An 11,650-nucleotide genomic window follows, 5' to 3' on the forward strand; every position below is an offset into this window, starting at 1 on the left:
CGGCCAACCGGCTGGCTACCCGGCCGACGGGTCAGCCAGGGCGGTCGGCCGGCCGGTCAGCGGGGCGGTCGACCAGGACAGCCGGTCGCGGCCTCACCGCGCCTGGAGCACCAGCAGCGCCAGATCGTCGGCCGGGGGCGCCTCGTCGTAGTCGTAGACCGCCTGCCGGATCCTTTCCGCGACCCCCTTCGCGTCCAGCCCCGTACAGCCGCGCAGCACCGCCGCCAGCCCGTCGTCGTCATCGAACTGCCGGTGGCCCCTGCGGTGCTCGGTCACCCCGTCGGTGACGCACAGCAGGGTGTCGCCGGGCGCGAGGTCGAAGGACTCGGCGGCATAGCGGGCGTCGTCGGAGATGCCGAGCAGCATCTGCGGGGTGGCGACCGACCGCACCGCGCCGTCCGGGCCGAGGACGAGCGGCAGCGGGTGGCCGGCCGAGGCGAGGGTGCAGCGGGCACCAGGGCCGCCCGGGTAGGGCAGGATCTCGCCGTAGAGCAGCGAGAGGAAGCGGGCCTGGCCGCCCTCCCACGCGGCGGTCTCGCCGATCAGCGCGGTGGTGGCCTCGTCGGCGAGCGCCTTGTTGAGGCGGTCGAGCACGTCGGGGACGCCGTATCCCTCGCGGGCCAGCAGCCGCAGCACCGGGCGGGCGATGCCGGTCAGCGAGGCGGCCTCCGGACCGCTGCCGCAGACGTCGCCGAGGGCGAAGCACCAGCGGCCGTCGCCGGCCGGGAAGAGGTCGTAGAAGTCGCCGCCCACCCAGTCGCCGGCCATCGGCTCGTACACGACGGCGTGCTCGACCCCGGGGATCCGGGCGATCGCGGGCGGCAGCAGGCCGCGTTGCAGCACCGTACTGATCATGGCCTGGTGGGCGTACTGCCGGGCGGTGCCCATCGCCAGCGCGACCCGGCGGGCGAAGTCCTCGATCAGTCCGGTGGCCTCGTCGGGCAGTCCGAGCAGGCCGGAACGGCCGAGCAGCAGGGTGCCGTGGCAGCGGCCCGCCGCGATCAGCGGCACCGCGAGCGCTTCGCCGCAGCTCGCGGGGGCCCCGGGCGGCGCGGGCCAGCGCAGCGCCCGGGCGCCGGGGTGGGCGGCGCCGGGCGGCGGATGCTGTTCCAGCAGGACGCGCAGCGAGTCGATCCGGTGCTCGGCGCTGTGCCAGACCCGGGAGAGCCGGGGCGCCGCGCCGGCCGGATAGAGCCAGACCGCGCACCAGTCGGCGAACCGCGGCACGAGCAACTGGGTGGCGAGGGACGCCACATGGTCCTCGTCGAGCTGCCCGGCCAGCAGGTCGGAGGCCTCGGCGAGGAAGGTGAGGCTGCCGCGCCCGATCCAGTCCTCGTCGGCGTCGCGGGGGACCTCCGGCGGGGGGATGGGGGCCAGGAGCGACCGGTCCTGCTCGGCGATGTCCAGGATCACCGCGAGCGGCTCGGGTTCCGCGCCGAGGTCGAGCCGGCACCAGACGGCTTTGCGGTCCCGCTGATAGGTGACGCCCCAGGTGTCCGAGAGCGCGGCGACCAGGTGCAGCCCCCGGCCCCCTTCGCGGCTGTCGGCGGGCTGCTCGGTACTGCCGCGCAGCACCCGGCCCGGGTGGCGGTCGGCGACCTCGATCACCAGGCCGGGCGGCGCGGCCGGTCCGCCGTCCAGGCGGCACATGATGTCCACGGCGGTGCCGGCGTGCACCACGGCGTTGGTCACCAACTCGCTGATCAGCAAGGTGGCGTCGTCGACCACCCGGTCGCCGAAGCCGACCCCTTCCGGCAGGCCGGAACTCACCCACTCGGCGAGGGTCGCCCGCAGGAATCGCCGGGCCGCCCCGGCTGCCAACTCATCACCTGGCACGCTGGCGTTCCGTACCGTTACCTCGGCCCGGCTCGGGGGCGGGATCAACCTCACACGGCACAGCGTGACAGTCCGTCCGCCGCCGTGTGCGGAAAGTCATCCCTCTTCCCCCGTGCGGGCCCCTCTTCCGTCAAGTTCCCGCGCGGGCGGCGCCCAGCCGATACCCTGCCGCGATCCGCCGCCCGGAAACCGGGCCGCCGCCGCTCAGGACTCGTGGCTGCCCGCGTACATCTCCTCGATGAGCGGCGCGAACTGCCGCTCGACCACCGGCCGCTTCAGCTTCAGGCTCGGGGTGAGATCCCCGTGTTCGATGTCGAGGTCACGCGGCAGGATCCGGAACTGCTTGACCTGCTGCCAGCGCTGCAAGCCGTCGTTGACCTCGGTCACGTACCCGTCCATCAGCGAGCGGACCTCGGCGGCGGCGACGAGTTCGGCGTAAGGACGACCGGCCAGGCCGTTCTCCGCCGCCCAGCCGAGGATGGCCGGCTCGTCGAGCGCCACCAGCGCCGTACAGAAGTTCCGCCCGGCGCCGATGACCAGCACGGCGCTGGCGTAGGGGCACAGCGCCTTGAACCGCCCCTCCACCTCGACCGGTGAGATGTACTTGCCGACCGACGTCTTGATCAGGTCCTTCTTGCGGTCGGTGATGGTGAGGAAGCCGTCGGGCGACAGCTCGCCGATGTCACCGGTGTGCAGCCAGCCGTCGGGCTCCAGCACCTCGGCGGTCTTCTCCGCCAGCCCGTGGTAGCCCTGCATGACGCCGGGGCCGCGCAGCAGCACCTCGCCGTCCTCCGCGATCCGCACCTCAAGTCCTGGCAGCGCCTTGCCGACCGTCCCGGTGCGGTACGCCTCGCCGGGGTTGACGAAGCTGGCGGCACTGGACTCGGTGAGCCCGTAGCCCTCCAGGATGTGGATGCCGGCGCCGGCGAAGAAGTAGCCGATCTCGGGCGACAGCGCGGCCGACCCGGAGACGCAGGCCCGCAGCCGGCCGCCGAACGCCTCGCGCAGCTTGCCGTAGACGAGGCGGTCGGCGACCGCGTGCTTGCTCCGCAGCGCGAGCGGCGCGGTGGCCGAGCCGGTCAGCCGCATGTTGCGCTGGGTCACCCTGGCGTACTCGCGGGCGACCCCGGCCGCCCACTGGAAGATCTTGTACTTGGCGGGGCCGCCCTCGCGGGCCTTGGCGGCGATGCCGTTGTAGACCTTCTCGAAGATGCGCGGCACGGCGGCCATGTAGGTCGGCCGGACCACCGGCAGATTCTCCACGATCTTGTCGACCCGGCCGTCGACCGCGCTGACGTGCCCGACCGTGATGTGCCCGGCGGTGAGCACCTTGCCGAAGACGTGTGCGAGCGGCAGCCACAGGTACTGCACGTCGTTCTCGTCGAGCAGGCCGACCCCCTCGATGGCCCGGGCCATGTAGGACCAGGCGTCGTGCGGGAGGCGGACGCCCTTGGGCCGGCCGGTGGTGCCCGAGGTGTAGATGAGGGTGGCGAGCTGGTCCCTGGTGAGCGCGCCCACCGCGTCGACCACCGCGTCCGGGTGCAGCTCCAGATAGGCGACGCCGCGCTTTTCCAGCTCGGCCAGCGACAGCACCCAGCCGTCGCCGTCGGCGTCCGTGGCCCCGGCGGCCTCGAAGACCACCACATGGACCAGGTCGGGCAGCTCGGCGCGCCGCTCCCGGGCCTTGGCGAGCTGGGCGGCGTCCTCCGCGAAGAGCACCCGGCTGCCGGAGTCGGCGAGGATGAACGCGGTCTCGTCGGCGTTGGTGCTGGGGTAGACGGTGGTGGTGGCGGCGCCCGCGCAGAGCACGCCGAGGTCGGCGAGGATCCATTCGACGCTGGTGTTGGCGGCCAGCGCCACCCGCTCCTCGGGGCGCACCCCGAGGTCCATCAGCCCCGCCGCGATCGCGTACACCCGGGCCGCGGCCTTGGCCCAGGTGAGCGACTGCCACGCGTCGGGACCGGTGCCGGACTCGGGCGGTACCGGGTAGCGGTACGCCTCGGCGTCGGGTGTCGCGGCGACGCGCTCAAGAAAGAGCGTGGCCACCGAAGGCGGCCGATTCTCGATCAACGTCTTCGTGTCGGTCATCAGCAACCTCCGGGACACCTTCAGCGTTCTTAACTCACCAGTAACTATCCGCCGGATCAGCCTAGAGGGCCGACGGGCCGGTGCGTAAGAGGGCGCGGCGGGCGGTTTGGGAGCCGGGACCCCGCCACACGCCGCCGCGGCGCCCGCGCTACTTGCGGGTCTTCGACTCGCCCTCGGAGTCGGTGGACAGCACGGCGATGAAGGCCTCCTGCGGCACCTCGACGTTGCCGACCATCTTCATCCGCTTCTTGCCCTCCTTCTGCTTCTCCAGCAGCTTGCGCTTGCGGGAGATGTCACCGCCGTAGCACTTGGCGAGGACGTCCTTGCGGATGGCGCGCACCGTCTCGCGGGCGATCACCCGGGCGCCGATGGCCGCCTGGATGGGCACCTCGAAGTTCTGCCGCGGGATCAGCTCGCGCAGCTTGGCGACCAGCCGGACACCGTACGCGTACGCCTTGTCCTTGTGGGTGATCGCGGAGAAGGCGTCCACCTTGTCGCCGTGCAGCAGGATGTCGACCTTGACCAGTTCGGCGCTCTGCTCGCCGGTGGGCTCGTAGTCGAGCGAGGCGTAGCCCCGGGTCTTGGACTTGAGCTGGTCGAAGAAGTCGAAGACGATCTCGGCGAGCGGCAGGGTGTAGCGGATCTCCACCCGGTCCTCGGAGAGGTAGTCCATGCCGAGCAGCGAGCCGCGCCGGTTCTGGCAGAGCTCCATGATCGCGCCGATGAACTCGGTGGGCGCCAGCACCGTGGCCCGCACCACCGGCTCATGGACCTCGGCCAGTTTGCCCTCGGGGAACTCACTCGGGTTGGTGACGACATGCTCCCGGCCGTCCTCCATGACCACCCGGTACACCACGTTGGGCGCGGTCGCGATCAGGTCGAGCCCGAACTCCCGCTCCAGCCGCTCGCGGATCACGTCCAGGTGCAGCAGGCCGAGGAAGCCGACCCGGAAGCCGAAGCCGAGCGCCGCGGACGTCTCCGGCTCGTAGACCAGGGCGGCGTCGTTGAGCTGGAGCTTGTCCAGCGCCTCGCGCAGCTCCGGGTAGTCCGAGCCGTCCAGCGGGTACAGGCCGGAGAAGACCATCGGCTTGGGGTCCTTGTAGCCGCCCAGCGCCTCGGTCGCACCCCGGGTGAGGGTGGTGATGGTGTCACCGACCTTGGACTGCCGGACGTCCTTCACCCCGGTGATCAGATAACCGACCTCGCCGACCCCCAGACCGTCGGCCGGCAGCATCTCGGGCGAGTTGGTGCCGATCTCCAGCAGCTCATGGGTGGCGCCGGTGGACATCATCCGGATCCGCTCGCGCTTGGTGAGCTGTCCGTCGATCACCCGGACATAGGTGACCACGCCCCGGTAGGAGTCGTAGACCGAGTCGAAGATCATCGCGCGGGCGGGCGCGTCCTTCACGCCGACCGGCGCCGGCACCTCGCGCACTACCCGGTCGAGCAGCGCGTCCACGCCCACGCCGGTCTTGGCCGAGACCCGGAGCACGTCGGAGGGGTCGCAGCCGATGAGGTTGGCCAGTTCTTCGGCGAACTTCTCCGGCTGGGCGGCCGGCAGATCGATCTTGTTGAGCACCGGGACGATGGCCAGATCGTTCTCCATCGCCAGATAGAGGTTGGCCAGTGTCTGCGCCTCGATCCCCTGGGCCGCGTCGACCAGCAGGATCGTGCCCTCGCAGGCGGCCAGCGAGCGGGAGACCTCGTAGGTGAAGTCGACGTGCCCGGGGGTGTCGATCATGTTCAGGATGTGGGTGCGGCCCACGTCCTCACCGGTGCGCGGCGCCCAGGGCAGCCGCACCGCCTGCGACTTGATCGTGATGCCGCGCTCACGCTCGATGTCCATCCGGTCCAGGTACTGGGCGCGCATCTGCCGGCCGTCGACGACGCCGGTGAGCTGCAGCATCCGGTCGGCCAGGGTGGACTTGCCGTGGTCGATGTGGGCGATGATGCAGAAGTTGCGGAGCAGCGCCGGGTCGGTACGGCTCGGCTCCGGGACGTTCGAAGGGGTCGCGGGCACGCAGGGTCCAGTTTCTTGAGACTCTTGAGGACTTCATGAGACGCGGTACGTTGCTCCCATAGTCCCATGGCCGGGGCCCGCCATCGGTTTGGGAGCGCGGGCGGCCTGCTGGTAGCCTGGGGCGCTGTGCCTCGTGCCCTCTACCCGAGGCTGGAACCCGTGGAAGCTCGCGGGGGACACCCTTTTAGAGACACGTCTTTGTAGACCGTCCGTAGACACTGTAGATACGAACCTGAGAAGGCTCCTTCGTGGCGAACATCAAGTCCCAGATCAAGCGCAACAAGACCAACGAGAAGGCGCGCCAGCGCAACAAGGCCGTCAAGTCCGAGCTGAAGACCGCGATCCGTCGCACCCGTGAGGCCGTGGCCGCCGGTGACGCCGAGAAGGCCACCGCCGCCGCCCGCCTGGCCGCCCAGAAGCTCGACAAGGCCGTCAGCAAGGGTGTCATCCACAAGAACCAGGCCGCCAACAAGAAGTCGGCCCTGGCTCAGTCGGTCACCACGCTCCAGGCCTGATCCGCCGCCTCTCCGCCTCGGTACGTTCCGCGGCACCGCCGGAAACCGGACTCAGCGGCCCCTCTACCGCCCGGACCGGCATCGCCCGGATCGACCGCGCCGCACGCGGACGTTCGCCACGTGGCTGCGGCGCGACCAGCGGACAGGCTGTACGGCTCGCCTTCAGCAGCACGCAGTGCTCTGCCGAGGTTCCGCCGAGCTTCTAGCTCGGTGCTCGGCTCACCGCCCGCCCGGATCAACTCCCGGGCGGGCGGTTCGCTTTCCCACTAATCTCGGTCCATGTCGACGCCGCCGGAAGAGCCGAGCGCCTCTTCTCCGTACGCCCCGCAGTCCTCGCCGCCTCCGGCCTCACCGCCGTCCCCGCCCGTCATACCCTCCGTGCCGTCCGCGCCGCCTCCGCCGCCTCCGCAGTTCCCGGCGTCCCCGGCGTCTTCGGCGTCCCCCGCGGGCGGCCAGCCGGGTCAGGTGCCGGGTGTCGGCGGGTACGGGGCGCCGGTCCCGCCGCAGCACAATCCTTACGCGCAGCCGAGCCCGTACGGCCCGCAGACTCAAGGGGCCGGTGCGTATTACGGCGGCGGGCCGGGGCCCACCGGATATCCGGGAGCGCCGGGAACCGGCTACCCGGGTGGCGCTGGTGTTCTGGGAGGCGCCGGCGGCGCGGGCGGTCCGGGCGGGCGCCGGGGCGGCGGCGCGGCCAAGGCGGTGCTGTGGGCGGTGGTCGGCGCCGCGGTGGCCTCGGCCGTGTGGGGCGGCGGCGTGCTGCTCCTGCGGCGCGGCTCGTCCGCCGGCGGCCTGAACGGCTACACGCTCACCGAGAACCTCTGCAAGAACACCGACGTGTCGGCGTTCAAGAGCACCTATCCGCAGGACGACGCGACCCCCACCGGGAGCACCGTCAAGGGCAAGGCCGTGGACGACATGTCGTGCAGTGTGGGCTTGGAGATGGCGAGCTCCTCCTATCCGGACGCCTATGTCTACGTCCAGTACTCGCTGCACAAGAAGACCGACCCGGGACCCGAGTTCACCGACGACTGGCTCGGCTACAGCCAGCAGGCCGGCTCGCGGTACGACGTCAAGCCGATCAGCGGGTACGGCGAGGAGGCGTACCTGGTCACCCAGGACACCGTGACCACCAGCAGCGGCGACCGCTATGTGACGCTCGCGGTGCGCGACGGCTGGATGACGTACTCCATGAACTGGAGCCAGTACGCGTCCTCGCTCGACACCCAGAACGGTACGACGGTGCCGACGGTTGACCAGGCGACGGCGTGGGTGCAGGCGGCGACGAAGGCGACGCTGCCGAAGCTCAGGGGTTGAGCGGGCCGCCGGGGGGCGGGGGCGGCGGCGCTGAGGGTGGGGGCTGGGGGCTGGGGGTGGGGTGCGCGGGGTGCGAGGCCGAGGTGAGGCACGGGCCCAGGTCAGGCGGGGCCCAGGTCAGGCGCGGGCGCGGGATGCCTGGGCGATGGTGACCACGGCCTTCTCCAGGGCGTAGGCCGGGTCCGCGCTGCCGCCCTTGACGGCCGCGTCGGCCTCTGCGACCGCCCGCAGCGCGACCGAGACGCCGTCGGCGGTCCAGCCCCGGAGCTGCTGCCGCACCCGGTCGATCTTCCACGGCGGCATGCCGAGGTCCCGGGCGAGCTGCCCGGGGTTGGCGCCGCGCGGGGCGGAGGCGAGCTTGCCGATGGCGCGCACCCCGGAGGCCAGCGCGAAGGTGATGCCCGGCAGCGGCTGGCCGACGGAGAGCGCCCAGCGCAGCCGTTCCAGCGCGTCGGCGGTCCGTCCGGTGACGGCGAGGTCGGCGACCTCGAAGCCGGTGGCCTCGGCGCGACCGGTGTAGTACCGGGCGACGACCTCGACGTCGATGGTGCCGTCCACATCGGCGGTCAACTGGGTGCAGGCGCTCGCCAGCTCCCGCAGATCGCTGCCGATGGCGTCCACCAGGGCCTGCCCGGCCTCGGGTGTCGCGGACCGGCCGAGGGTGCGGAACTCGGCCCGGACGAAGGCCAGTCGGTCGGCCGGCTTGGTCATCTTCGGGCAGGCCACCTCGCGGGCCCCGGCCTTGCGGGCGGCGTCGAGCACCGCCTTGCCCTTGGCGGCCCCGGCGTGCAGCAGCACCAGGATGATCTCCTCGGCGGGCGCCGCCAGATACGCCTTCAGGTCCTTGACCGTGTCGGCCGAGAGGTCCTGGGCGTTGCGCACCACGATGACCTTGCGCTCGGCGAAGAGCGAGGGGCTGGTCAACTCGGCCAGGGTGCCGGGCTGCACCGTCTCGGGCGCGAGATCGCGCACGTCGGTGTCGGCGTCGGCGGCGCGGGCCGCCGTCACCACCTCCCGCACGGCGCGGTCGAGCAGCAGGTCCTCCTGGCCCACCGCGAGGGTGAGCGGAGCGAGCAGGTCGTCTGGAGCGGTCTTCCTGGCCATGTGGTGTCCAGCATCGCACGGGGGTAGGACAGCGCGGGCCCTGGGCGGTGGTCGGCGCCGGGGGGCCGCCGGGTCAGCATGGATCCGCCGGATCCGCCGGATCCGCCGGATCCGCCGGATCCGCCGGGGTGCGCCGGGTCGGGGAGAATGCGACGGTGAGCGACGTACGACATGTCCTGGTGCTGCCCGACCGCGACACGGCGGAAGAGGTCACCGAGCTGCTGACCGCCGGTTTCGCCCTGCCCGAGGAGCCGCGCCTGGTCAGGGACGCGCTGGCCGGCGAGGACGACGCGGAGGACGCGCAGTGGCTGCTGGTCCTGGAGGACCCGGCGGGCCTGCTCGACCCGGCGGAACTGGAGGCGGTGGCCACCGCGCACGAGGGGTGGATCGAGGAGTGAGCGGCGGCCGGGCGGGCGGCGGACCGGGCACGGCGGTCATCCGGAGTCGGCGCCCGGTTCGCCGGTCGCGTGGTGCGCGGCGGCGTGGTGCGCGGCGGCGTCCTTCGGCGGCGGGGACGCGGCCGGGTCCGGCGGCTTCGCCGGGAGCTCCCGCATCCGGGGCAGCGGCGACGGCAGCAGCCAGAGCACGCTGAGCACTCCCCCGACGGTGGCCACCCAGAGCGTGGGGCGCAGCCCGAGGGGGCCGGCGAGCACCCCGGCGGCCAGAGCGCCGAGCGGCCGCATGCCGTAGTTGACCGTACCCATGGCGCCGCTGACCCGGGAGCGCAGTGCGTCGGGTACGAGCGCGGCCTTCACCGAGCCGGCCGTGATGTCCAGCAGCATCACCCCGAAGCCGGAGGCGAACTCGGCGGTGAAGAAGGCCCCGAGGACCAGCCAGTGCGGTCCGCCGGCCAGCGGCACCAGGAGCAGCGGCGCGGGAAAGCCGAGGTAGCCGAGGAGCGCGGTGGGTCCGACGCCTATCGCGCGGGCTATCCGGCCGGTGCACACCGCCCCGATGAGGCCGCCGACTGCGCCCGCCCCGATCACCACGCCCAGCGTGCCCGCGTTCAGGCCCAGTTGGTCGACCGCGTAGAGGACGACCAGGGTGTGGAAGACGAAGTTGAAGAAGTTGACGGTGGCCGCGCCGCCCAGCAGGGCGCGCAGCACGGGTGACCGGCCGATGAAGCGCAGACCGGCCATGATGTGGCCCTTTTCCGCCCGTGTGGCGGGCGGTTCGACCGGGTCGATCCGGCCCAGTTGCCGCGCCGACACCAGGTACGACAGCGCGTCGGTGAGCAGGGCCACCGGCGCGGCCAGCGCCTGGACCAGCAGACCGCCGACGCTCGGCCCGGCGACGAAGGAGAACGCCCGGCTGCCGTTGGTCAGCGCGTTGCCCTCGACGTACCGCGCGGGCTCGACCAGCGCGACGAACAGCGCGGCGTCGCAGACGTCGAAGACCGCCGAGAGGGTGCCGACCGCGAAGGCCACCAGGTAGAGCTGGATCAGGGTGAGGTGGCCCAGGGCGTAGCCGACGGGTATCGAGGCGATCAGCGCCGCCCGGCCCAGATCGGCGGCGATCATGGTGCGGCGTCTGCGGCCTCTGCGGTCGGCCCGGGCGCCGGCCGCGAGCGAGAAGAGCAGCGCGGGCAGCAGTCCCGCCACCGACAACCCGCTCATCTCGGCCGCGTCGGCGTGCAGCACCAGCACGGCGGTCAGCGGGATCGCCAGGAAGGTCACCTGGTCGCCGAAGAGGGAGACGGTGTGGCCGGTCCAGTAGCGGCGGAACGGTGGCTCGCGGAGCAGCGCCGGGGCCCGGTCGGCGAGCGCGCGCAGCACGGTGGCGCCGGTCAACTCCCCTCCCGGGTGCCGGCGCCCGGCCCTGTTTCGGGCGCGACGTAAGCGACCTGGAGATACGGCACCCGGCGGGCACCCGCCGGGCGGCGGGACGGGTCGGTGTCGCGGTCGGCGTACTCGGCGATGAGGGCGTCGATCCGGTCGCCGAGGTCGGTCAGCTCGGCGGGGGTGAGGAAGAGCGTCCTGTCGGTGAAGCGCTCGGCCTCCTGCCATGGTCGCGGGAGCGCGGCCCGGGACTCCAGCGCCCGGGTCAGCCGGTGGAAGTAGTTCTCGGCCACCGCCAGGGTCAGTGCCTGGGCCGCCTGGGCTTCCGCCGGGTCGTCGGACCAGCCGGCCCAACTGGTCGACTCGGCGGTGGCCCGCCACGGCTTCTCCCGCCCGGGCCCGTCCGGGTCGTCCTCCTCGACCAGCCCGTACTTGGCCAGCATCCGCAGGTGGTACGAGCAACTGGCGACCGACTCCCCGGTCAGCTCGGCCGCCCGCGTCGCCGTAAACGGCCCTTCCCGCCGCAGCAGCCCCACCAGACTCATCCGCGTCGGATGCGCGTATGCCCGCAACGCCCGTGGATCACTGAGATGAACCTCGGACTCCTTGGCCTTCTTCTTCTCGGTCACCATCCTAAAGCTATCTTTAGAAACAGTCCTTTACAACCCACAGGGCAGGACGGTGCGGAGGGCGGTGGGATGGGCGAGAGGTGAAGTGGCGTGCCGCGGGGGGCGTTGCGGGGGAAACCGCCAGTGCACCCGCCGACGTGGTGTCGACGGGTGCACTGGTGGTGGGTCCTGGCCTGTCCGGCGTCTGGGGGTAGCGCCGGGCCTGGCAGCGGTGCGGGTCGGCACCGTGACCCTAGTGGTGGTCGATCAGCCTTACGGCAAGGGTCCAGAGCGCGCGTGCGCCCAGGGCTATGCCCAGCCGTTTGGCTAATTCCTGGATCGGGCCCCTTCGACTGCGAGCACTCTCCTTGTCCACCTTCATCA

9 protein-coding genes are annotated in these 11,650 nt (G+C 72.2%); 3 read left to right on the plus strand and 6 right to left on the minus strand.

Annotated elements, in window-relative coordinates; genetic code table 11:
* Window positions 1-93: 93 nt before the first annotated feature.
* From OG519_RS09875 to lepA, 3 genes are all read right to left on the minus strand, one after another.
* The gene (locus tag OG519_RS09875; RefSeq protein ID WP_405581392.1) at window positions 94-1,836 is read right to left on the minus strand and encodes a SpoIIE family protein phosphatase; all 1,743 of its coding nucleotides are present in this window, start codon (window positions 1,834-1,836) and stop codon (window positions 94-96) included.
* A 204-nt stretch (window positions 1,837-2,040) separates the two neighbouring features.
* On the minus strand, window positions 2,041-3,924 hold the full coding sequence (locus tag OG519_RS09880) for an AMP-dependent synthetase/ligase (protein ID WP_405581394.1): 1,884 nt from the start codon (window positions 3,922-3,924) through the stop codon (window positions 2,041-2,043).
* A gap of 148 nt (window positions 3,925-4,072) precedes the next feature.
* Window positions 4,073-5,944 (minus strand): translation elongation factor 4, encoded by a 1,872-nt coding sequence (gene lepA / locus OG519_RS09885; protein WP_405581397.1) that lies wholly within the window; start codon window positions 5,942-5,944, stop codon window positions 4,073-4,075.
* A gap of 248 nt (window positions 5,945-6,192) precedes the next feature.
* Between lepA and rpsT the strand changes: the two genes are divergently transcribed.
* Window positions 6,193-6,459 carry a 30S ribosomal protein S20 gene (rpsT, locus tag OG519_RS09890; protein WP_405581400.1) on the plus strand — a complete coding sequence of 89 codons (267 nt, stop codon included), beginning with the start codon at window positions 6,193-6,195 and terminating at the stop codon, window positions 6,457-6,459.
* Between the two features lie 702 nt (window positions 6,460-7,161).
* Window positions 7,162-7,776, plus strand: coding sequence for a hypothetical protein (locus OG519_RS09895; RefSeq protein WP_405581403.1), 615 nt, complete (start codon window positions 7,162-7,164; stop codon window positions 7,774-7,776).
* Window positions 7,777-7,893: 117 nt separating this feature from the next.
* Here the strand turns inward: OG519_RS09895 and holA are convergent, their stop codons facing one another.
* The gene (gene holA / locus OG519_RS09900) at window positions 7,894-8,880 is read right to left on the minus strand and encodes a DNA polymerase III subunit delta (protein ID WP_405581406.1); all 987 of its coding nucleotides are present in this window, start codon (window positions 8,878-8,880) and stop codon (window positions 7,894-7,896) included.
* A 155-nt stretch (window positions 8,881-9,035) separates the two neighbouring features.
* On the opposite strand from holA, the gene OG519_RS09905 reads away from it, so the two are divergent.
* A complete protein-coding gene (locus OG519_RS09905; protein WP_405581408.1) occupies window positions 9,036-9,278 on the plus strand; it encodes a hypothetical protein in 243 nt (80 codons plus the stop codon).
* Window positions 9,279-9,314: 36 nt separating this feature from the next.
* Here the strand turns inward: OG519_RS09905 and OG519_RS09910 are convergent, their stop codons facing one another.
* The gene (locus tag OG519_RS09910; RefSeq protein WP_405581411.1) at window positions 9,315-10,670 is read right to left on the minus strand and encodes an MFS transporter; all 1,356 of its coding nucleotides are present in this window, start codon (window positions 10,668-10,670) and stop codon (window positions 9,315-9,317) included.
* Complete coding sequence (locus OG519_RS09915; protein ID WP_405581414.1) at window positions 10,667-11,290, minus strand: winged helix-turn-helix domain-containing protein; 624 nt, start codon at window positions 11,288-11,290, stop codon at window positions 10,667-10,669. The genes OG519_RS09910 and OG519_RS09915 overlap by 4 nt, the downstream gene beginning before the upstream one ends.
* Between the last annotated feature and the right edge of the window lie 360 nt (window positions 11,291-11,650).

The organism is Streptomyces sp. NBC_01190, from assembly GCF_045039895.1.
Lineage (GTDB): Bacteria > Actinomycetota > Actinomycetes > Streptomycetales > Streptomycetaceae > Actinacidiphila.

What these genes read in the sequence shown, in the direction of transcription:
- OG519_RS09915 (WP_405581414.1), bottom strand. Translation starts at nt 11,290, where the DNA reads ATGGTGACCGAGAAGAAGAAGGCCAAGGAGTCCGAGGTTCATCTCAGT.
- OG519_RS09880 (WP_405581394.1), bottom strand. Translation starts at nt 3,924, where the DNA reads ATGACCGACACGAAGACGTTGATCGAGAATCGGCCGCCTTCGGTGGCC.
- holA (WP_405581406.1), bottom strand. Translation starts at nt 8,880, where the DNA reads ATGGCCAGGAAGACCGCTCCAGACGACCTGCTCGCTCCGCTCACCCTC.